At 38.0% G+C, this 22,983-nt stretch carries 19 protein-coding genes; 9 read left to right on the forward strand and 10 right to left on the reverse strand.

Translation table 11 applies throughout. The features are described 5' to 3' along the window. Nucleotides 1-135: 135 nt before the first annotated feature. Nucleotides 136-942, forward strand: a complete 807-nt coding sequence (locus ESV24_RS13775; RefSeq protein ID WP_111816959.1) for an SDR family oxidoreductase — start codon at nucleotides 136-138, stop codon at nucleotides 940-942. 87 nt (nucleotides 943-1,029) lie between these two features. Then, complete coding sequence (gene fsa, locus ESV24_RS13780; RefSeq protein WP_111816960.1) at nucleotides 1,030-1,683, forward strand: fructose-6-phosphate aldolase; 654 nt, start codon at nucleotides 1,030-1,032, stop codon at nucleotides 1,681-1,683. Nucleotides 1,684-1,776: 93 nt separating this feature from the next. On the opposite strand, the gene ESV24_RS13785 is transcribed toward fsa, so the two are convergent. Further along, entirely contained in the window at nucleotides 1,777-3,165 is a 1,389-nt protein-coding gene (locus tag ESV24_RS13785; protein ID WP_146743186.1) for a TlpA family protein disulfide reductase, read from the reverse strand. Between the two features lie 142 nt (nucleotides 3,166-3,307). On the opposite strand from ESV24_RS13785, the gene ESV24_RS13790 reads away from it, so the two are divergent. Further along, nucleotides 3,308-4,933, forward strand: coding sequence for an ABC-F family ATP-binding cassette domain-containing protein (locus ESV24_RS13790; protein ID WP_111816962.1), 1,626 nt, complete (start codon nucleotides 3,308-3,310; stop codon nucleotides 4,931-4,933). A 180-nt stretch (nucleotides 4,934-5,113) separates the two neighbouring features. Here the strand turns inward: ESV24_RS13790 and ESV24_RS13795 are convergent, their stop codons facing one another. The 3 genes from ESV24_RS13795 to ESV24_RS13805 all read right to left on the reverse strand — a co-directional run bounded on the left by ESV24_RS13795 (nucleotide 5,114) and on the right by ESV24_RS13805 (nucleotide 6,462). Beyond that, nucleotides 5,114-5,344 carry a DUF2007 domain-containing protein gene (locus tag ESV24_RS13795; protein WP_111816963.1) on the reverse strand — a complete coding sequence of 77 codons (231 nt, stop codon included), beginning with the start codon at nucleotides 5,342-5,344 and terminating at the stop codon, nucleotides 5,114-5,116. A 5-nt stretch (nucleotides 5,345-5,349) separates the two neighbouring features. Further along, complete coding sequence (locus tag ESV24_RS13800) at nucleotides 5,350-5,592, reverse strand: putative signal transducing protein (protein ID WP_111816964.1); 243 nt, start codon at nucleotides 5,590-5,592, stop codon at nucleotides 5,350-5,352. A gap of 114 nt (nucleotides 5,593-5,706) precedes the next feature. Then, nucleotides 5,707-6,462 (reverse strand): hypothetical protein, encoded by a 756-nt coding sequence (locus tag ESV24_RS13805; RefSeq protein ID WP_249041588.1) that lies wholly within the window; start codon nucleotides 6,460-6,462, stop codon nucleotides 5,707-5,709. Between the two features lie 111 nt (nucleotides 6,463-6,573). Here ESV24_RS13805 and ESV24_RS13810 point away from each other — a divergent pair, with 111 nt between their 5' ends. Beyond that, on the forward strand, nucleotides 6,574-7,152 hold the full coding sequence (locus tag ESV24_RS13810) for a fasciclin domain-containing protein (protein ID WP_111816965.1): 579 nt from the start codon (nucleotides 6,574-6,576) through the stop codon (nucleotides 7,150-7,152). Nucleotides 7,153-7,251: 99 nt separating this feature from the next. Continuing rightward, a complete protein-coding gene (locus ESV24_RS13815) occupies nucleotides 7,252-7,830 on the forward strand; it encodes a fasciclin domain-containing protein (RefSeq protein WP_111816996.1) in 579 nt (192 codons plus the stop codon). A 78-nt stretch (nucleotides 7,831-7,908) separates the two neighbouring features. Here the strand turns inward: ESV24_RS13815 and pheT are convergent, their stop codons facing one another. The 4 genes from pheT to ESV24_RS13835 form a co-directional block, all read right to left on the reverse strand. Beyond that, entirely contained in the window at nucleotides 7,909-10,335 is a 2,427-nt protein-coding gene (gene pheT / locus ESV24_RS13820; RefSeq protein WP_111816966.1) for a phenylalanine--tRNA ligase subunit beta, read from the reverse strand. A gap of 129 nt (nucleotides 10,336-10,464) precedes the next feature. Then, nucleotides 10,465-11,652: an MFS transporter gene (locus ESV24_RS13825; protein ID WP_111816967.1), complete on the reverse strand. Its 1,188-nt coding sequence runs from the start codon at nucleotides 11,650-11,652 to the stop codon at nucleotides 10,465-10,467. 388 nt (nucleotides 11,653-12,040) lie between these two features. Beyond that, a complete protein-coding gene (locus ESV24_RS13830) occupies nucleotides 12,041-13,276 on the reverse strand; it encodes a M48 family metallopeptidase (RefSeq protein ID WP_111816969.1) in 1,236 nt (411 codons plus the stop codon). Nucleotides 13,277-13,367: 91 nt separating this feature from the next. After that, the gene (locus ESV24_RS13835) at nucleotides 13,368-14,192 is read right to left on the reverse strand and encodes a TrmH family RNA methyltransferase (protein ID WP_111816970.1); all 825 of its coding nucleotides are present in this window, start codon (nucleotides 14,190-14,192) and stop codon (nucleotides 13,368-13,370) included. Nucleotides 14,193-14,415: 223 nt separating this feature from the next. On the opposite strand from ESV24_RS13835, the gene ESV24_RS13840 reads away from it, so the two are divergent. Further along, the gene (locus ESV24_RS13840; protein WP_111816971.1) at nucleotides 14,416-16,365 is read left to right on the forward strand and encodes a T9SS type A sorting domain-containing protein; all 1,950 of its coding nucleotides are present in this window, start codon (nucleotides 14,416-14,418) and stop codon (nucleotides 16,363-16,365) included. 96 nt (nucleotides 16,366-16,461) lie between these two features. Here ESV24_RS13840 and ESV24_RS13845 read toward each other — a convergent pair whose 3' ends face one another. After that, on the reverse strand, nucleotides 16,462-16,704 hold the full coding sequence (locus tag ESV24_RS13845; RefSeq protein ID WP_111816972.1) for a helix-turn-helix transcriptional regulator: 243 nt from the start codon (nucleotides 16,702-16,704) through the stop codon (nucleotides 16,462-16,464). An 80-nt stretch (nucleotides 16,705-16,784) separates the two neighbouring features. On the opposite strand from ESV24_RS13845, the gene ESV24_RS13850 reads away from it, so the two are divergent. Next, entirely contained in the window at nucleotides 16,785-18,986 is a 2,202-nt protein-coding gene (locus ESV24_RS13850) for a T9SS type A sorting domain-containing protein (protein WP_111816973.1), read from the forward strand. 110 nt (nucleotides 18,987-19,096) lie between these two features. Further along, a complete protein-coding gene (locus ESV24_RS13855; protein WP_111816974.1) occupies nucleotides 19,097-19,942 on the forward strand; it encodes a DUF6503 family protein in 846 nt (281 codons plus the stop codon). Nucleotides 19,943-20,138: 196 nt separating this feature from the next. On the opposite strand, the gene ESV24_RS13860 is transcribed toward ESV24_RS13855, so the two are convergent. Beyond that, nucleotides 20,139-21,206, reverse strand: coding sequence for a DUF3810 domain-containing protein (locus ESV24_RS13860; RefSeq protein WP_111816975.1), 1,068 nt, complete (start codon nucleotides 21,204-21,206; stop codon nucleotides 20,139-20,141). Between the two features lie 272 nt (nucleotides 21,207-21,478). Here ESV24_RS13860 and ESV24_RS13865 point away from each other — a divergent pair, with 272 nt between their 5' ends. After that, nucleotides 21,479-22,930 carry an aminoacyl-histidine dipeptidase gene (locus ESV24_RS13865; RefSeq protein WP_111816976.1) on the forward strand — a complete coding sequence of 484 codons (1,452 nt, stop codon included), beginning with the start codon at nucleotides 21,479-21,481 and terminating at the stop codon, nucleotides 22,928-22,930. The last annotated feature ends 53 nt before the right edge of the window (nucleotides 22,931-22,983 follow it).

Consider the following 22,983-nt stretch of genomic DNA (forward strand, 5'->3'; position numbering starts at 1 on the left):
AAGACTAAAATTTTTTCTATTTTTTTCTATTCACTTTTCCCTCACAACTCATCGCTCTTGACTCGTCGCTTTTTTTCAAAAAACTATTTGGAAAACCCGCTCCATAACCGCACCTTTGCTTTTCAATAATCATTTATGCCAAAAACAGTACTCATTACTGGCGGTTCCTCGGGAATTGGTAAAGCCATAGGCGAATATCTTATCCATAAAGGCTATCAAGTTTTTGGAACCAGCCGAAATCCCGAAAAAATAACGAATTCGCAGTTCCCACTTCTGAAAATGGATGTGAACGATACGGGTTCTATTCAGAGTGTTATTTCTGAAATAATCAACAAAGCTGAAAAGATAGACGTCGTTATTAACAATGCAGGCGTAGGCATTACGGGCCCAATAGAAGAGACTCCTGAAAGTGAAATTAAGAAAGCTTTTGAAACCAATTTTCACGGCCCCATAAATGTGATTAAAGCCGTTTTGCCCCAAATGCGCATACAGGGTTTTGGGCATATTTTGAATATCACCTCCATCGCTGGATATATGGGACTTCCTTACCGTGGAATCTATTCTGCCAGTAAAGCCGCTCTCGAAATAACCATTGAAGCAATGCGAATGGAAACCTTGCAATTTGGAATAAAAATGACCAATATTGCCCCAGGCGATTTTGCAACCAACATTGCCGCTGGTCGTTATCACACACCAGTTTTGGAAGATTCCCCCTATAAAAAAGACTACGGCAGTACGCTGAAAATGATGAACGAGCACGTTGACAATGGTGGCAATCCTATGGAAATGGCGAAAGTGGTACATAAAATTATTGAAACTGCAAACCCGCGCATTCATTATAAAGTAGGCTCTTCGTTGCAAAAATTCTCGATTGTTTTAAAGCGTGTTTTGCCAGATAGGGTTTATGAACGGATGCTTTTGAAGCATTATGGATTGAAGTGATTTCAAACTTATCAATCTTTATAAACAACCCAATTCAATCAACTCTTTCTTGCCTATTTTTGCAAAACATAATCTGAAATCACACCTATGAAATTCTTTATCGATACCGCAAACCTTGATCAAATCCGTGAAGCCCAAGACCTGGGCGTGCTTGATGGCGTTACTACCAATCCATCGTTGATGGCGAAGGAAGGCATAAAAGGCAAAAACAATATTTTGAAACATTATGTGGACATCTGCAACATTGTGGATGGCGACGTTTCCGCAGAGGTTATTGCTACCGATTTTGAAGGAATGGTAAAAGAAGGCGAGGAGCTAGCCGAACTTCATCCGCAAATTGTGGTAAAGGTGCCGATGATAAAAGAAGGCGTAAAAGCCATTAAATATTTTACAGATCACGGAATTCGCACCAATTGCACGTTAGTGTTCTCCGCAGGACAAGCTTTGTTGGCTGCAAAAGCGGGTGCAACTTATGTTTCACCGTTTATTGGAAGATTGGACGATATTTCAACCGACGGCCTTGAATTGATTGCAGATATTCGTTTAATTTATGATAACTACGGTTTCGAAACAAAGATTCTTGCAGCCTCCATTCGCCACACCATGCACGTTATAAACTGTGCAAAAATTGGAGCAGACGTTATGACCGGACCACTTTCATCAATTGAAGGTTTGCTGAAACATCCGCTTACCGATAGTGGATTAAAGCAATTTTTAGAAGATTATAAAAAAGGAAATTGAATTTGACTTCTCCTCCAGTGCAGTCGAGAGGTTAAGAGTTTCCGACTCCGACTACCTTTTGTCATTTTAAGTATAGGCTCAATAACTGAAAGGCTACTTATTCAAAAAACCGAGAAGTAGTTCCTCAAAATTCATATTGAACATATTGGTCTTTCCTTCAAGGATCACTCCATTTTCGTCCAATATAATTGCGCTGTTCATATACTTTACCAAGAGCTTTTTTTCAGCATCTTTTAGGTTTTCTAACTGAAATTCCAACTGTGGGTTGTAGTCAGATTTACCTAAGGTTTGGCGCCATTTTTTAAAATGCGTATCGGTATTTACTCCCAGAAAGTCGTACTCTGGGAATTTCGATTTAAGTTCAGCGGCGCGATTGTGAATATTTTTATAGTATGATGAAGATTGTGCAGACCAAAAGTATATAACTGTTGGAGCCTTAAGAATACTCAAAAGATCCTTCACTACATTATCTGCATTCACTAATGCAACATTTGGAACGGTATTGCCTTTCGTAAGTTTAACAGTTGCTTCAAACATTTTTCCCACTTCATCAACGTGCTTTTTATCGGTATTCAACTTTGAAAATTCTTCAAAAAACTTCCTTTCTTCGCTAGCATCTTTAGCATTCAACAGATAGAACATAGCGTTGTTGCGCAATAGATTATTCTTGAGTGTATCTGAGGTTACAATACTATCTATTAATAGAATCTTTCGATAATTGAAATCATAAGAATTACGATCAATCTTGGATTTTTCATCATATTCTGAAAAAACCAGATTATCGAAATATCGATTCATAAAACGATAATACGGATAATAAAATTTTAATTCATCCAAACCAAAATCTATATCTTTCCTGTAGTCGAAATAATTCGCATCAAATTTTTCAGCAGTGTTACGATTGGCAGCAGCGTACTTCTCCTTTTTTGAAAAATAATCATAAGTAATATTGGCCAACGCTGCTTTTTTGAAGTTTTCTGCAGCCTCATTTTTATTGACAAAATTCTCAAACTCCTTAATTTTCAATTCCTTTAAAGAATCAATCTTTTTTGTGAAATCTTCCGAAGACAATCCATACCAATTTGGAAGGTTTTGGTTTTCAGCCTCATTTTTTAAATAGAGGTACATTAAAAGGTTGTTCTGTTCACCACCTCTTCCAGAATATGCCAAGGATTCATCAAAATCCAATGTGTTTATGTGTATCAATAAACTGTCGCCGGGCTCAGCATAAAAAACTTGTGATTCGCTATGCTTGAAGTTATAAAGTCCGGGCGAAATTTTATCGGTTTTATATAAAAAGAAGTTGTTAGAGTCCAGTTTTACGGTATCCAGAATTTCGTTTCCTTTTGAAAAGATAATGTAATCCATTTTCGGATTTACTATTTGGCCACTTATCCAGGTTGTTTTTATAACATTTTCCTGCTTGTCTTTACAAGACAGCAATAACGCAAAAAGTAAGAGAGGAAGTAATTTTTTAAACAATCGCACTCGGTTCAAGATTAATAAACAAATGTAGCCGACCCCATAACTGCAATTTGTTAAATGGTAGTTAAAAGGATTTTTAAAACGTTAATATTTTCGGCGTGTCGCTTAAATAGCTACTTTTGCGCAAAATTCAAAATTTATGCTTTCAGTTTCAAATCTTTCGGTGCAATTTGGCAAAAGAGTATTGTTTGACGAAGTGAGCACACAGTTCACCACAGGCAATATTTACGGAATTATTGGTGCTAATGGTGCCGGAAAATCCACCTTGTTGAAAATTATTTCTGGCAAACAGGATCCTACGTCTGGCCAAGTTCATTTGGAAAAAGGCAAGCGCATGTCCGTTCTTGAGCAAAACCACAACGAGTACGATGACTTTATGGTGCTAGAAACAGTGGTTCGAGGCAACAAAGAATTATTTTCTATAAAAACCCAGATAGACAAACTTTACGAAGACTATACAGATGATAATGCCGAAAAAATTGGTGAACTCCAAGTAGCTTTTGAAGAAATGAACGGTTGGAACGCAGATAGCGATGCTGCCGCCATGCTTTCAAATCTTGGTATTGAAGCGGGCCTTCATAGCACACTGATGAAAGATTTGGATGGAAAACAAAAGGTACGTGTTCTTTTGGCACAGGCGCTTTTCGGCAATCCAGATGTTTTGATTATGGATGAGCCTACTAACGATCTGGATTACGAAACGATAAATTGGTTAGAAAACTTTTTGGCGAATTATGATAACTGCGTGATTGTAGTTTCTCACGACCGTCATTTTTTAGATTCCGTTTGTACACACATTAGCGATATTGACTTTGGAAAAATAAACCATTACAGTGGCAACTATACGTTTTGGTACGAAAGTAGTCAGCTTGCGGTACGCCAGCGTGCACAGCAAAATAAAAAGGCTGATGAAAAAAGAAAGGAACTGCAGGAATTCATAATGCGTTTTAGCGCAAACGTTGCAAAAAGTAAGCAAGCAACTTCGCGTAAAAAGATGCTAGAAAAACTTAATGTTGAAGAAATAAAACCTTCCAGCCGTCGCTATCCCGCAATTATCTTTGAACGTGAGCGCGAAGCGGGAGATCAAATTCTGAATATTGAGAACCTTTCAGCTTCCATTGATGGCGAAACGATTTTCAAAAACGTAGATATTAATTTAGCTAAAGGTGATAAAGTGGTTATTTATTCACGAGATTCTCGTGCGGCAACCGCTTTTTATGAAATATTGAATGGCCACGCAAAGCCTGATACGGGTTCATTTCAATGGGGAATTACCACAAACCAAAGTTATTTGCCACTTGATAATGAAGAATTTTTTAAGAATAATCTTTCGTTGGTAGATTGGTTGCGCCAATATGCTAAAACGGAAGAGGAACGCGAAGAAGTTTTTATTCGAGGTTTCTTGGGAAAAATGCTTTTCAGTGGTGAAGAGGCTCTAAAGAAAAGTAACGTACTTTCTGGAGGTGAAAAAGTGAGATGCATGCTTAGCCGAATGATGATGCTCCGTGCAAACGTACTAATGCTTGATGAGCCTACCAATCACTTAGATTTGGAATCGATTACGGCATTCAATAATTCCTTGAAAAATTTTAAGGGAACTGTGTTGCTTACAACTCATGATCACGAGTTTGCGCAGACTGTTGGAACACGGGTTATAGAGCTCACTCCGAACGGCGCACTAGACCGCTATATGACTTTTGACGAGTATATGGGCGATAAAAAATTAAAGGAACTGCGCGATAAAATGTACGCGGTAGAAGCTTAGGTTATAAGTTTATAGGTTTATCAGTTTAAAAGTTTATTAGTCTGACTCGTAATTTAAAGGTTATATTTTAAATTACTGCTTACTGCTTACTGCTTACTGCTTACTGCTTACTGCTTACTGCTTACTGCTTACTGCTTACTGCTTACTGCTTACTGCTTACTGAATACTGAACACTCAGTCTCATTCCTGAATTTCTTCCAAATACTCATCGATGGTGCTCTGCGCCTTTTCGTATTCGTCTTTTCTTATAAAAACCATCGTTTGGTTTGCGATGCTCATTGTAAAACCTGCTCTCAGGCTGCTATCGTGATCGTTTCTTTCAATCGGGCTGATGCCTAATTCATTCAAACGGGCAACCAAGCCTTTCGCGATTAAAGTAGGTCCTGTGTAGATTCTTTTTGTTTCAGACATAAATTTTATTCCTCTATGTCTTTCAAAAACACATCCAGTATTGGTTGTGCCGCTGCCAATTCGTCCTTGCGTACAAATACACGAACTTGATCGTCAAATTTATTTCCAGAGCCGAACATAACCCCACTCTGCTGGTCGTCCCGAAGTATTGGGGTAATATTTGCATCCTCTAATCTTCCCACAAGGGCTTCGGCCATAATATCTGATCCGGTATATATTCTAACTGTTTCTTCTTTATTTTCTGACATTTCTATTTTAAATTATTGAGTTATAAATTTTAAAATTATATTTTACTGCTTACTGCTTACTGCTTACTGCTTACTGCTTACTGCTTACTGCTTACTGCTTACTGCTTACTGAATTCAAGCATTGTAATATTTACTTTTCCAAATAGCGCCATTGAAATTTTTCCCCTTTGAAAAACCATAAAAAATAACTACCCCACCCACGCCTTTAAAAATAACTAAGAATAGAAATAAATATTCCTGAAAGTTTGCATTTGGCGTAAACCAGTGCATCGGCATAATTGCGGTAATTAGAAGGCTAAGTACGGCAACGGTAAAAACCAGGTTTTCAAAATTTTTATAAGGCCACATCAGTAATTTTCTGAATGGATGCAGATCGTTGCCCCATTTGTGGATTAGATAAAAATAATCATTGCCCATAGGCGCAAAAAGCAACGGGTCATCGGCATTTTCAAGCTTCAGAAGTTTTGCCGGAGCAACTATTTTGAAATTTTTCAGGGTAATATTATGTTTATTTTCAAGCATTCTTATTTCGGAAATCGCTTCTTCGGGGATATCACCTTTAAAATAGTGGGAATCTAAAAAGCGCAAACGGTAGTTTACGCAGAGATTTTCAATATCATTAATGTGAAAAATATGGGAGCCTTCCAATAAATCGAAGTCGAAACGGTTTTCAATTTCGTCAGCTTTTTCATTTAATGTTGAAAGAATCTCTCCCCGCTGTTTTTCGTTTTCAGAAAATATGCGTTGTACTTCATTCATAATTACTTGCTCTTCAACACGTTTTGAACGGTATTTTAGCAACTGTTTTTCAATGTTGGTACGTGAAAACATAAGCGTCATTTTTTCGGAAACTAAATTTACATAGTACATTTCAGCAAAGCAACTATTTAACACAGTTTACTTGAAATTTTAAATAATGCCACCGCTTTTTCATCCATTCAAAAGTTGGCTTTGTTATATTTACAATCTAAAATCTTTTTTATGAAACTGAAGAATGCAATTCTGCTATTATTTATTGTTTGTTTTGGAGCCACTATTTCGGCACAAAAATACAAATCGACTAAAACCCCTGAAGTTTCCAAAATCTTGGGGGAAAGTAATTTTACATCAAGTAAATCTTTTTATGAAAATATTGAGGAAGCTCCAGATTTTATCATTTTAGCCAAAATATTAAAAAATGAATCCTTTCGTAAAACACTGGAAAGCCAAGAAATGGTGACAATTTTTGCTGTGGCTGATGAGGCTTTCTTGAATTTGCCTAAAAAAAGCAGGGATTCAATTTTGGGAAATGATAGATTGCTGAAAACGATGATGAATTTTTTGGCAGTTCCAGGGCGGGTTGATACCTATACATTAAAAAGCGCTATTGAAAAAAATGGGGGAACGGCTTACTTGAAAACCCTGGCAGGCCAAAACTTGGGCGTTAGGGAAATAAATGGACAGTTGCAGTTGGTTGATTCCGAAAATAGGACTGCGACGATTATAGCACCAGATTTCTATCATAAAAATGGTTTCTTTCATATAATAAACGGTTTGGTATTTCCACCTTCAGAACAGTAGTTTTATAAAAGTTAAATAAACCATAAAATCTGGAAATTGCAAAACCGCAGTTTCCAGACTTTCGTTTATATGCACATAAACATAAAACTAAAACACATTATGAAAACTAAATTTTTTACAGCAGCAGTATTCGCTATCGCCCTTGTGGCCGGAACAACTTCAAGTTTTGCACAAAGCAAAATGATGAAAGATGAAAAAACAGTAATGGTAGGTGGTGCCGAAATGTACCCTTCCAAAAACATTGTTGAAAACGCAGTAAACTCAAAAGACCACACCACACTTGTAGCAGCAGTTAAAGCCGCAGGTTTGGTTGAAACACTTCAAAGCGAAGGTCCTTTTACAGTTTTTGCACCAACCAATGCTGCTTTTGAAAAACTCCCTAAAGGAACAGTTGAATCTTTGCTGGAACCAGAAAACAAAAAGACATTGCAAACCATCTTAACGTATCACGTTGTTTCAGGAAAACACAACGCTGCGGATATTATGAAGGACATTAAAAAAGGAAACGGAAAGGCGACTTATAAAACAGTAAGTGGCGGAACGTTAACCGTAATGATGAAAGGCAAAAAAGTAATGCTTATGGATGAAAATGGCGGAATGGCGACTGTAACAATTGCAGACGTTAACCAATCAAACGGAGTGATTCACGTTATCGACAGCGTTGTTTTGCCTAAATAATTTTGTTTCAATTCCCAATTAAATAAAATGAAAACAGCGACTCAAAAGGTCGCTGTTTTTTTATTGTAGTAAGATTCTTTAGCGAAGTACAGCCCCAAATTCATTTTCGAATTTCTGCTGAAGCTTGCCCATTATTTTATCAATCTGTTTATCGGTCAACGTTTTTTCTTCGTCCAGAATGGTAAAACTTAAAGCATAACTTTTTTTACCATCGGGAAGATTTTTGCCCATATAAACGTCAAAAAGGGTAACAGCTTTTAGGAATTTTTTTTCAGTTTCAAGCGCTGCTTGTTGCAAATCTCCAAAACTTACCGAATTGTCCAGAAGCAAAGCAAAATCGCGCTGTGCAGCTTGGAACTTTGCAATCGGTTTTAATTTAAAGTCGTTTACCTGAATTTGTTTCAATACCAGATCCCAATTAAAATCTGCGTAAAAAACTTCGGCATCTACGCCAAGCTCATTTGTGATTTTCTTCTTTACAATTCCAAATTCAACAATAATTTCTTTGTTTCTTTTAAAGGCGATTCCTTCTGAAAACACATCATTTTTAGTAGTTTCTTCAGTATAACCTTTAAGACCCAAACGCTCCACAACTGCCAAAACAGTTCCTTTTCCGAAGAAAAAATTACTTTTTGTATCTGGTGTAGCCCAGTTTCCTTCCGCTTTTAATCCTGTTATGAAGAGTGATAAATGCTTGGTTTCAGCCCGACTTCCAGGGAAGTTATGATATGTTTTTCCGAATTCAAAAAACTTTAAATCACTATTTTTTCTATTGCTATTGTATTCAATAGCTTCCAAACCAGAAAAAAGCATGGATTGGCGCATCACTGATAAATCCTGGCTTAGCGGATTGAGCATTGAAACGTTGTAGTTTTCTTTAATCGTGTCACTCATCGTGGAATATTTTGGCGAAGTAAGTGAGTTGTTCATCATTTCGTGGAATCCAATAGCTGTAAGCTGCGAAGCTATTTTATTCTGAACAGCATAATCTTCACCGGGCAAAATTGTAGAAATGGACGCGTTTAGCTTTTGGGTGAATTTTATATTGTTGTAACCATAAACCCTTAATATTTCTTCTATAACGTCCACATCGCGCGTTACGTCGTTTCGGTAAGCGGGAATTGTCATCCCGAGCCCTGTTTCGGTAATGTTCGTAATCTTCATTTCAAGCGAAGTAAGAATTTCTTTTATAGTTTCCTTCGGAATATCTTCCCCAATTAATTTATTCGCCTTTTCAAAGTTTAGGAAAACCTGATGGTCTTCTATTTTCTTCGGGTAAATATCTATTAGATCGCTGGTTATTTCTCCTCCGGCTACTTGCAAAATTAGAATTGCTGCGTAACGAAGCGCATAATCTGCTATATTTGGATCAATTCCTCTTTCAAAACGAAATGAAGCATCTGTGCTTAAACCATGGCGTTTTGCAGTTTTGCGTATGTTTACGGGATTAAAATAAGCACTTTCTAAAAAAATGCTTGAAGTGTTTTCTGTCACTCCACTGCTTATTCCACCAAAAACGCCGGCGATGCACATCGGTTTTTCACCGTCGCAGATCATTAAATCCTCTTCGTGCAGTTCGCGCTCAATACCATCTAGAGTTATAAATTTAGTTCCCGCAGTAAGTGTTTTCACATTAACCGTATTACCTGCAATTTTTGCAGCATCAAAAGCGTGCAAGGGTTGTCCAAACTCGTGAAGCACAAAATTGGTAACATCCACAATATTATTTACAGGCGAAAGGCCGATGGATTTCAGTCTATTTTGAAGCCAAGCAGGGGAAGCTCCAACTTTTATATTGCTTATGGTGATACCGCAATAGCGCGGTGCGAGTGATGAATCGTCAACTTTTACCCCGATTTTCAGAGTTCGGTTGTCTACTCTGAAACTGCTGGTTGATGGGGTGTTTAGTTTTGCAGAAATGCCTTTGTGCAGCAAGCCAGCTTTTAAATCGCGTGCAACGCCCCAATGGCTCATGGCATCGGCACGGTTTGGGGTTAAACCTATTTCGAAAATTTTGTCGTTTTCAATTTCTAAAACTTTGGCTAGGGCGGTTCCCGGTTTTAATTTGGCGCCGAGAACCATAATACCGTCATGCGATTCTCCGAGGCCTAGTTCATCTTCGGCGCAGATCATCCCTTCGCTTACTTCACCTCTTATTTTGCCTTTATTTATTTGCCAAGGCTTTCCTTCAGCGTCATAAAGAGTAGTGCCAACGGTTGCTACAGGAACTTTTTGACCTACCGCAACATTGGGTGCGCCACAGACTATTTGTAGTGGTACGCCTGTGCCAATGTCCACTTTTGTTACTTTCAGTCTATCTGCGTTGGTGTGTTGTTCACATTCTAAAACATGGCCTACCACAATGCCTTCCAAACCACCTTTTACGGAAGAAAAATCTTCTATTCCTTCTACTTCAAGGCCGAGATCGGTTAATAGTTCGCCAGTTTCTTCGGCGCCCCAAGGCAGATTGATGAATTGTTTTAACCAGTTGTATGAAATCGTCATAATTGTAAAATTCTTAACAGAGGGCAAAGATAATATTCTATTGGTTATTGGTTATTGTTTATTGTTTATTGTTTTTGGAAATGATGGATGCTGGAATACGGGTGACGGTAGCAAGTTGTTGTGATTCACTTAGCGACTTTGTGAGAAGATTTTAGTGGACGATGCGTTTCCCACGAAATATAAAATAACCAAAAGTGTAGCTATTGCCGAAACAAAAAACGTGACACTCGCCCCAAAATAAAACCACAATAGACCCGCCATAACACTTGCAACCATTGACACGATGCTTTGGAATGCGGAATATGTTCCCACGGCGGTGGCGGTGTTTTCGTCTTTGGAAATGTTAGTAATCCACGCTTTGGAAATTCCTTCGGTAGCGGCGGCGTAGATTCCGTAGCCGAAAAATAGGGCGATGATGGCGTATAGGTTTGTTGTTAGCCCCATTCCAAAGTAAACTATGCTGAAGATGATTAAACCGAATACAAACATTTTTTTTAATCCAATTTTATCTGCGAAACTTCCCAATGGAAAAGCAGTTAGAGCGTAGATTAAATTATAAAATATATAGATTCCGATAACCCAAGTGTCATCCAGTCCCGCATCTTTTGCTTTTAAAAGAAGAAAAACATCGCTGCTGTTGAAGAGGGCGAAGAACAAAAGGCCAAGAACTACTTTCCGATATTCTGCAGGACTCTTTTTCCAATAGTTAATAAAGGAGAAGAAACTGATTTTTTTCTTTTCGGCAATGATTTCAACTTTTTTGTCTTTCAGAAGAAAAGAGGCAATTACCGCCAATACGCCTGGAATAAAGGCAATATAGAATAGGTTTATATAATCTTCGGGATAAAAATATAAGTAGATTAGAGCAAGGGCAGGACCGAGGACAGCGCCAAAGGTATCCATAGAACGATGAAAGCCGAAGACTTTTCCTTTGTTCGCCTTTGTGGTTTCTCCGGAAAGCATCGCGTCTCGGGCGCCGGTACGTATTCCTTTTCCCAGCCTATCTGTGGTTCGCGCAAAGAAAATCCAGAGCGGGTATACAAAAAACGCCATCATCGGTTTTGAAATGGCACTGAGCGAATAGCCCAGTTGGATAAAGGGAGCACGCTTTGCCTTGCTGTCGCTCAATTGCCCGAAATAACCTTTGCTTATTCCGGCCACGGCTTCCACCAGTCCTTCCAAAATGCCTATTAAAAGGATTGAAAAGCCGATGCTCTTTAAATAAATGGGCATTATTGGGTAGAGCATTTCGCTGGCCATGTCTGTAAATAGACTTACTAGCGAGAGAATCCAAACGGTGCGGGTGATGGTTTTCAAGAGTTGAAATTATTGATTTGTAATTACTAATTAATAGGGTGGGTTTATTATGAAAATATAACTATAATTCCAATTGGAATATCCGTAACGAATAATTATAAGGAATATAGCAAATAATAATTCGACTAAAATTAAAATATTCAACAAAATAAAGTGTAAGATTTTATTTAGTAACTGTTTTCTGTAATGTTTAAACGTTTTAAAAAATTTGATTATCACAATTATCATTATTAATAAAGCAACACAATTGATGCTATGGCTTATTTGCGGACCACCATAGAAGGCTAAAAATGCTGCAAAAAGACTGAAAAAAATGGCAAATATGGTGTAAAAAAAAAGGTCTGATGTAGGTGGATATTTCATAGTTTTTACAAACCTTTTTATTGTTCTAATTCTTCTTCAAATTCTGAAACCGCTGCAAAAGTGTCGGATGCGAATAATGCGCAAAAACATAAAGCGGATGTGGGGTGAGGTTGCTTAGGCTGTTTTTGGATAATTTTTTTAAACCCGAAATCAATGGTGGACCTGCGTATGTATTCTTGGCATAATTGTCTGCTTGATATTCAAACTTTCGGCTTAAATAATTCATCACTAAACCTGTAAGGCCAGAAATTGGACTGTAAAGTACGCCGAAAGCTATTAGCCCTATATGGAATGAGGGTTGGGAAACATTCAATGCTTCGGAAAATAGAGGATTGCCAATAAACAATGAAAGCAGCCAAAGGGTAAAACCTGTGGTTATGATAGCGGCGAAGAGGTTGATGATGATGTGGTTCTTTTTGTAGTGGCCAACTTCGTGCGCTAGAACGGCTACTATTTCTTCTTCGTTTAAATCTTTTATTAGGGTGTCGTAAAGGGTAACCCGCTTTTCACTTCCGAAGCCAGAAAAATAGGCGTTTGCTTTGGTGCTGCGTTTGCTGCCGTCTATTACGAATATTTTATCGAGCGTAAAACCTACTTTTGAGGCGTAAGTTTCTATTTGCGAACGTAGCGAACCTTCTTCCAAAGCAGTTTGTTTGTTGAATAAAGGCACGATGAAACGCGCGTAAAATAAATTCATTAAAACAGTGAAAACAGTGACGATTCCCCAAGCGTACAGCCAAAAGTTTTTGCCCGTAGTTTGGTAAAACCAAATAATGGCACCCAAAATAATACCGCCGATAACAGCGCCCATAAACCAACCCTTCAATTTATCGAGGAAAAAAGTTTTACGGGTGGTCTTATTAAAACCGTATTTTTCTTCAATTACAAACGTGCTGTAATAACTAAAAGGCGTACTTAAAATATCACTGGCAATCATAATAATTCCGAAGAAAACCAAAGCGATAATTATTTCATTGTTTGAAATGGAACGAGCCAATGTATCTACAAACGCAAACCCATCAAAAAAGAAAAATAGGAGGGTAGCGATAAGTGAAATTGCTGAGGTAAGAATCCCGAATTTATAGCGTTCCTTTTTGTAGCGCTGCGATTTTTTGTATTCGTCTTCCGCAAAAACATCCTGTAATTCCTCGGGAAGCGAGTCACTAAAATGTTTTGCATTTAAATAATCCAGCAGTTGATCAATAATAAAACTGACAACTAGGATTGCAATAATTATGTAAAAAAGAGTTTCTGGTTTCAAAGGGAAAAATTCAAGGTTTATACTTCGGCTTCGCTCAATAACCGAGATTCAATATTCAAAATTTCAAGAGTCAGGTCCCCGCCGCGGCGGGTTAGAGGGCTATTCGTTGCCGTTTCGCCTCAAATATAAGGATTCCCGCTGCCACGGAAACGTTCATGCTGTCTATTTCGCCTTCCATTGGGATGATAATGTTTTGGGTGCTGTTCAATAGCCATTCTTCGGAAAGGCCTGTGGCTTCTGTGCCTACAACTATTGCGGTTGGCTTTTTAAAATCTACTGTATCATACTGAACGGAAGCTTGCAGTGCGGCGCAGTAAATGTTAATATTGCGTTGTTTTAGGAAAGAAATAATTTCTGAAGTGCTTCCCGTAGCGATAGTATTCGTAAACAAACACCCCACACTGCTGCGGATAATGTTTGGATTGTACAAATCGGTCTTTGGGTTGGCGATAATTACCGCATCTACATTTGCGGCATCTGCGGTACGAAGAAGAGCGCCAATGTTTCCTGGTTTTTCGGGTGCTTCGATAACTAAGATTAATGGATTCTTTGGGCTCGGTCCCTGAGCGGAGCTGAAGGGCAGGTTTGAAATATTTAAGTCCTTCGTCTTCGCAATCGCCAAAACGCCTTCCGTAGAACCGCGATAAGCGAGCTTTTGATAGATTTCTGAATTGATTTCTATAGATTCTATTTCGCTATTAACGGATTTTTTCAACGTAATAATTTCTTCTTCGGAAATGATTTCGGGACAGAAAAGCAGGGTTTTTAATTGATAGCCACCTTTTAGTGCCAGTGAAATTTCGCGTTGCCCTTCAATTACAAATAGGTTTGTCTTGCGGCGTTCGCGCGCTTTTTCCTGTAATAAAACTATCTGCTTTATTAACGAATTATGAAAACTTGTAATGGTTTTGTGCATTCCGCAAAGATACGCTCCAGATTGTTATAACCAGAGCCCAAATTGATGCGAAGTCCGAAATTTATGGTTAAAAAGTTCACACTTTATAAAGTACCTTCCAGTTCTTTCGGGACGTCAGTATTCATAAATCTTAAGAAAAAGCTGTCAAGTTTAAAATGCTAAAAAAATTCTTTCTTTTTTGTATATATATATATATATATATATTGCGGGAAAAATATTATTTATGAAAAGATTTATACTTTTATTATTTATAGTGTTCTCTGTTTCGGCAAATGCACAGATTATAGTCAATCCACCCGTTGCCAATCTTGTTGTTTGTGATGATGATAATGATGGTTTTGCTTGGTTTGATCTTTCGTTTCAGACTCCAGTAATCACCCAAGGGGAGCCAAACTTGACAGTAACTTACCATGGAACTCTTGTGAATGCCCAGAACGCAGTATTGACATTGCCTAATCTATATGAGAACGATAGTGCATATTTAGATTTTCCAATTACCGATCCAATAGATCCCCGTTATGGAACAGGGGGAGTATGGGCAAGAGTGGAAAGCAATACCAGTAATGAAATTAATATTGTTCCTTTTGCTTTGGAAGTACGTTTTTCTCCCGTTGGAAACGTGCCAGCGCCACTGCGTGTTTGTGATGATAATAATGATGGCTTTGCATTTTTTGACCTTACAACTGTAGCTACAGAAGTTCTTGGAAGTTTAAATCCGTTGGGTTTTGATCTTTATTATTATGAAAATCTTGCTGATGCCGTTATGGCGGGAGATTTAGCAATTACAAACCCCGACTTCTCACAGGCAATTCCCAATCCTACAAACTTTCTAAATAATACAACTCCGCAGACTATTTATATCCTTCTTGTAAGTAATGCTAATGGATCTATTCCGCCAAACCCAAATAGTGCTGAAGGTTGTTATGATATTGTTGAACTTACATTACAAGTATTTCCAAAACCAAATCCTAATTATAGTCCAACGCCTTTAGAACTTTGTGACGATGACGATGATGGTATAGTTGGTGGCTGGGATTTAACATTAGCAGATGTTGATATTATCCAAGCCGAACCTGATGTTAATATTAGATACTATGAAACTCTTCAAAACGCACAAAATGGAATACCAGGGACAGAGATTGCTGGACTGTATACAAACACAGTTCCTTTCAATCAAACAGTATATGCAAGAGTAACCAAAAGTGTTCCACCTTCAATACTTCCGTGTTATGCAATTGTTCCACTAGAACTCATCGTAAATGAAATCCCCCCAATAACCCAGCCCAACAACCTCTTTATAAACGAAGGCGATGGTGATGGTTTTGCGATTTTTGATCTTACCGTTAATATTCCCGTGATGTTGGCTGGTTTAAATCCTTCAGATTATGAAGTTTCATTTTATGTTACTGAAATTGATGCTCAAAACGATACTAATAGACTTTTAAATACTACAACTTTTTTAAACACATCAAACCCACAAACAATTTACGTTCGGGTTGAAAATGTAAATACAGGCTGCTATGTGGTAACTTCCTTTGAAATTCTTACCGATGAAACCGCTCCAGATGCAGACGGAGACGGAATAGCAAATGAAGACGAAGATCTAAACAACAACGGAAACTTAAATGACGACGACACAGACGGAGACGGAATTCCAAATTATTTAGATAGCGATGACGATGGCGATTCAGTACTTACATTAGACGAAACAACCGGAATTGGCGCAGGCGTTGCACCAACATATATTTATATAGACACTGATAGCGACGGTATTGAAAACTATCTAGACAACGACGATGACGGCGACGGCACTTTAACCATAGATGAAGATTACAACAACAACGGCACGCCAATTGACGATGATACAAACGCCAACGGTATTCCAGATTTTCTGGATGATGAAGTGTTTCTTTCTGTGAATTCTTTCGGTTTTGAAGATTTGAGCGTTTATCCAAACCCAACTTCTGAAAGCTTTACGGTGCAATCATTACACTTGGTTTCAGAAACAACTATTACACTTTATGACATTCAAGGAAAACTATTGTCTTCTGAAAAAATGCTCCCACAAAACGGAACGTTGACGATAGAGGTTTCTTCTTTGGAAAATGGCGTTTATTTCGTGAAGATTTCTTCGGAAGGAAATACAGTTGTAAAAAAGCTTTTGAAGAATTAGCTTAAAGCTTTAAAAATCACAAACTTTTTGCGACTAAGGTTAATTTGCTGAGGTTAAGCATTTTCGACTTGAATACAATTTGCCCCAACCTTGAAACTATAATTCCTTATTATTAAAGATTTCGGTCACAGGAATATCCAATCCTTGGCAAACCTCGAGCAGGTAAATATATGAAGGGTTTATTTTTCCAGCTTCAAGCCGATGGATGGATTGTTGGTCTTTGTTTACTCGGACTGCCAAGTCAAATTGGGTAAGGTTTTTGGACAGCCTTATTTCTTTAACCCTTTTGCCAAGATTAATGAGTTCTATGTCTTTGTCTATCTCCATTGCAGATAACAAAGAGCAGGTTTTATTAAGATTATTTACACAACGGATACGTTGTAAACTATTTTTTATATATTGCGGGAAAAATATTACCTATGAAACTATTCTTACTTTTTTTTACTTTTTTAACTATATCCCTTTCAGTGAATGCTCAAATAATTGTTAATGAAAATCCAACCCCTTTAGCGGTTTGTGATAATAATAATGATGGTTTTGAACAGTTCACTCTACATGATAAGGATGAGGAGATCCAAAACGGAAACCCAAGTGTTAGTGTAACTTATCATCGTACACTTTTAGATGCAGAGAATGCGGTAAATGAAATTGTGGATCCTTACATCAACGACATCGCCTATAATGATGTGGTTTATGTAAGAGCTGAAAATTTTGCAGTGTTCGATATGGATTTGCAAGTGCGTTCCTCTCCCATAGCAAACACTCCCGCACCATTGCGTAAATGTGATGATGCAGTTGCTGATGGTTTTACATTTTTTGACCTTACAGTTGCAGCCATAGAGGTTCTTGGAAGTTTAAATCCGTTGGGTTTTGACCTTTATTATTACGAAAATTTAGCAGATGCAACTACCGCTGGAGATTTAGCGATTACGAATCCTGATTTTTCACAGGCAGTCTCCAATCCACAATCTTACTTCAATATTCAAGCTTACGCACAGGATATTTATATTTTGCTTGTAAGTAATGCTAATGGAACCATTCCGCCAAACCCTAATAGTGCCGAAGGTTGTTACGATATTGTTTCGCTACCAATTATTGTTAATCCAACACCCCCAGATAACGGTCCTTTTGAAATGATGTTATGCGATGATGATTTAGGTGGCAGTTCTCCAAATGATGGAGTTAGCACGTTTGATCTTACCGTAAATAATCTAATGATTACAGGTGGCGATCCCACACTAATTGTAACTTGGTATCAAACGCTTGCAGATGAACAAAATGGAGCCCCAATTTTAATACCTAGTTCTTATCAAAATTTAACGACGCCACAAACAGTAATTTATAGAGTTGAGAATCAAGAGGGTTGTAAAACGCTTGGGTTCTTAACGCTCTCTGTATTGCCAAACCCAAGTCCCAATCAAAATCCTTCTCCCATTATTGCCTGTGATGATAACAATGATGGTATTTATGGTGGTTGGGATTTAACACTTAGAGATATTGAAATCTTAAATGGAGAATTTGACGTATCGATTTATTATTATGTATCAGAAGCAGAAGCACAAGCTGGAGTTCCTGGAACAGAGATTATTATGCCGTTTACGAATTCAGTGCCATTTGTCCAAACAGTATTTGCAAGAGTAACCAATAGCGTACCTCCAAATATGCTTGAGTGTTATACTATTGTTGAACTGGAACTCATCGTAAACGAAATTCCCCCAATAACCCAACCCAATAACCTTTTTATAAATGAAGGCGATGGTGATGGTTTTGCAATTTTTGATCTTACGGTAAACAATGCCGTAATGTTGGCAGGATTAAATCCGGCGGATTATGACATTTCTTATTTCCAAACAGCAGTAGATGCGCAGAACAATACAAACCCTTTTACAAATCCTGAAGTTTATGCAAATATTGTAAACCCGCAGACAATTTATGTTCGTGTTGAAAAAGTAAACACAGCTTGTTTTTTAATAACTTCCTTTGAAATTGCTACAGATGAACTGGCTCCCGATGCAGATGGCGACGGAATTGCCAATGAGGACGAAGACATAAATGGTAACGGCAACCTAAACGACGACGACACCGACGGCGATGGAATCCCAAACTATCTGGATAGCGATGACGATGGCGACACAGTGCAAACCATAGTTGAAACGGCAGGAATTGGCGCTGGAGTAGCACCATCATCATATATCTATATAGATACAGATGGCGACAACATTGAAAATTATTTAGATAATGACGACGATGGCGATGGTACTTTAACAATAAATGAAGATTACAATAACAACGGAACTCCAATAGATGACGACACAAACGCCAACGGCATTCCGGATTTTCTGGATGATGAGGTATTCCTTTCCGTGAATTCTTTTACTTTTCAAGATTTGAGCGTTTATCCAAATCCAACGTCTGATAGCTTTACCGTTCAGTCATCGCAATTGGTTTCAGAAACAACTATTTCACTTTATGACATTCAAGGAAAAATGTTGCTTTCTGAAAAGATGCTTCCGCAAAATGGTAAGTTGACATTGGAAGTTTCTTCATTGGAAAACGGCGTTTATTTCGTGAAGATTTCTTCGGAAGGGAATTCAGTTGTAAGAAAACTTTTGAAGATTTAGGCCTAAAGCATATAGCCTACAGCCAAAAGCTTTGAAATCACAAACCTTTCTAAAAAGCTTCCCCAGCACGAGAAGCTTTTTTACTTTTAAAAGAACTAACAACAACCATTATGAAAAAACTGATTTTATTGCTCACCGTTTTACTAGCGTTAGCCGCTTGTAAGAATGATAAAAAAACAACTGGGGAAGATCCACGAGTGGAAGGAACTGAGCTTGACTCTACCGGAATGGAGGCACCAGATGGCGAAGCAAAAAGTACCAGGACAAATCCCGAAAAAACATATCCGTCCCAACTTCAAAGTGTGTTTACCGCACACGGCGGTTTGCACCATTGGAAAAAGATGAATAATCTGTGCTTTGAAATGAAAGGTAAAAATGGGAATGAAACCCATACCGTTTCGTTACCAAATAGAAGAACCAAGATAGAGTCTAAAGATTGGTCAATAGGTTACGATGGCAAAGGTGTTTGGCTTCTTAAACACGATTTGGGTTATGAAGGCAATCCTGTATTTTATCATAATTTGATGTTTTATTTCTATGCAATGCCTTTCATAATTGCTGATCCGGGAACCAATTATACCGCCGTTGAAGCAACAGAATTAGACGGAAAAATGTACAATGGTTTTAAAGTTTCATATAACGATGGCGTGGGTGATTCGTCCGATGATGAATACATTTTATATTTCGACCCAACAACCAATAAAATGGCGTGGCTGGCATATACCGTAACTTTCAAGGACCAAAAGAAAAGTAACGATTGGCACTATATAAAATATGACCAATGGCAAGAAGTAAATGGTCTTTTGCTGCCTGAAAAACTAACTTGGTGGAATGTGGAAAATGGAAAGCCCAAAAGCGAAAAGATGGATATTAAATTTAACAAAATAGCTGCCAGCGAAACAATGATGGATGCTTCTGTATTTTCAAAACCTACTGAAGCAGAGTATGTTAATTAGTAATTAGTATCGAGTATCGAGTATCGAGTATTGAGTATTGAGTATTGAGTGTTTTGTGATGTGTTGAATTTAGTGCGAAGCGCCATGTTTTTCAATAACGTTAGTAACTCAATTTTATTGAAAACATATACTTACGGTGGTGAAGTATTTTTTGTTTCATCCAAAGACGGAAATTAAAAATGCACCGAAGCCCGAACTACAAAGGTCTTTCCTCAAAATAGTTTACAACCAAAGCCACCATATAATCATAGCTCATGATTCCGCGGCTTTGGTTGTTTGCTTTTAAAAAGTTGTCCCAAAATATTTTAGAAAAAGCCTCAAAAGGGTTTTGGTAGCTTTCCCAAAAGTCTCGCATTTCTTTATAGCTTGCTAAAATTCCCGGGTTTATTGTGGTTAAAAGCTCTTCATATTTGGCCATATCCTTTCGGGCAATTTCATTGATTAAATAACGCAGTGTGAAAATATATCCGGCATATTGAATGTACGGATCGTCATTATGCAGCGTAGAAAGTGTAGCTATAAAATTGGCTTCGTTTTCTGCGGCATAACCTATTTGGTGAGCCTCTTCGTGACATGCCACGACGGGAAATTTATAGGTTGTAATCAGATTGTTTACCTGCGCTTCACCAGAAAAAGGATTTAAATAACCACTATAGCCCATATAAGTTAGTCCTAAACTCCAACCACTTTTTTTGATGCTCCGTGGTGAAATTGCGAGCTGCGGATATTCTTCTTCTAAATTTTTATAACCGTTTAATGTGTTTTCAAAAATTTCCTTTTGTGTGTAGGGCAAATCAATTTTCACACTATCAGCAAAACCCAGTTCGCGGTGCATAGCATTACTTTTTTCTATAAAACGATAGGTTGTATTTAGAAGTTGCTCAGTGGTGTAATCGCTCTTCAACCCTAAAGATTTATGCAGTGGTAGCCTGTAATAATTAAAACCCCAAAGCACGTGAAACATAAAATATACAACAGAAACGGCGGCGATGATATCCAAAAAGAAACCCACTTGGTTGTTTCTAAGTCTTTTTACATTTTTATAAAGCCAGCGAATAGCAACAATAGTTATTAGCAAATAGAACAAATCTCCCACTGAGAAAGGGATCCATCCAAAAAGGGATCGGGAAATTTTTGAAATCCACGGATAGATTCCGAGGCTGTAATAGTTTTCAACAAACTCGGGAAAATGCTTCAAAATCTGAAGGCCAATTATCTGTACAATCAAAAATATAGCGAGGAATGCCGAAGTTCGTTTTTGCATAATCCAAACTTACAAAGGAATTCTTTCTCCACATAATTTTTATAGCGGCTACAAAACCGTAATTTTGTGGAAAGTTGACTACGAATACAAGAATGTTTTATCTATCCACTTTTTCTGAAAAGTGATATGGTTAAATATAGCCTCGAATGCACGAATATTTTTTTATTCGCTGTTTCTGAAAATAGCATTTCGCAGAAATGCATCATTAATAAAACACAATAATTCGTGTATTCGTGGTTACCCTTTATTCACGATATAATTAAATATAAACTATGAACGAAGAAATAAGAAATCTAGACCCCAAAGCCCTTTGGAACAAATTTGCCGACCTGAACGCCGTACCGCGCCCCTCAAAAAAGGAGGAACGTGTTATTGCTTTTATGAAAGACTTCGGAAAAAGTCTGGGCCTTGAAACTATGGAAGATGAAGTGGGCAACGTTATAATCCGAAAGCCCGCTACAGCGGGAATGGAAGACCGCAAAGCTGTGGTTTTGCAAAGCCATCTTGATATGGTTCACCAAAAAAACAACGACACAGATTTTAATTTTGACACGCAGGGAATTGAAATGTACGTAGATGGCGATTGGGTTCGCGCCAGAGGAACAACTTTGGGTGCCGACAACGGTTTGGGGGTTGCAACCATTATGGCAATTCTTGAAAGCAACGATATTGAGCATCCCGCAATTGAAGCGCTATTCACAATAGATGAAGAAACCGGAATGACGGGCGCAAAAGGATTGAAAGGGGGTTTGCTGAAAGGTGACATCCTTTTAAATCTAGACACCGAAGAAGACGACGAAATAGGAGTAGGCTGTGCCGGTGGAGTAGATGTTACTGCTACTGGACCTTATAGTGAAGTTGACGCACCAAAAAATGCGAGTGCTGTCACCATTAAAGTAAAAGGCCTGAATGGCGGTCATAGCGGAATGGAAATTATTAAAGGTTTAGGCAATTCTAATAAATTAATGAACCGTTTGCTTTTCGCTACTAAAGAAACTATGCAATTGGTAAAATTGGAAGGTGGAAGTCTTCGCAATGCCATTCCACGAGAAAGCGTTGCACAGGTTGTAGTTACTTCTGAAGAAGAATTTACAGCTGCTTTCGAAAAGATGAAGACAGCTATTATTGCGGAATACAAATCTTTAGAATCCAACCTTTCTATTACCGCTGAAAAAAGTAGTGAAACCTTCACCAAAACAATGGCTGAGGCAGATCAAAATAAATTTCTAAATGCAATGAATGCAGCTCATAATGGTGTTTACAGAATGAGCCCAGATATTGAAGATTTGGTGGAAACGTCCAATAACATCGCGAAAGTTTCAGTTGCAAGTGGTAAAATAAAAATTGAATGTTTAACCCGTAGTTCCGTGGAATCCTCAAAAGATGTTTTAGCCAATGCCCTAACTTCAGTTTTTGAACTTGCAGGTTTAGATGTGAAGCTAGCTGGCGATTATCCAGGTTGGGCGCCAAATATGGACAGTGCCATTTTAAAGGTTCTTGATAGCCTTTATCAAAAAATGAACGGCGAAAAAGCAAATGTAGCCGCTTGCCACGCTGGTTTGGAATGTGGTATTTTAGGTCAGAATTATCCCGAGATGGATATGATTTCCTTTGGCCCAACAATTAAAGGAGCACATTCTCCCGATGAGCGCGCGAGCATTTCTTCAGCACAAAAGTATTGGGATTTTGTATTGGAAATTTTAAAGAATATTCCGAAGAAATAGAGACAAGAGCAAAGAGCCAAGAAGCAAGAGCCAAGAAACAAGAGCCAAGACCG

The sequence above is a fragment of the Aequorivita lipolytica genome, from assembly GCF_007997135.1.
Classification (GTDB): domain Bacteria; phylum Bacteroidota; class Bacteroidia; order Flavobacteriales; family Flavobacteriaceae; genus Aequorivita; species Aequorivita lipolytica.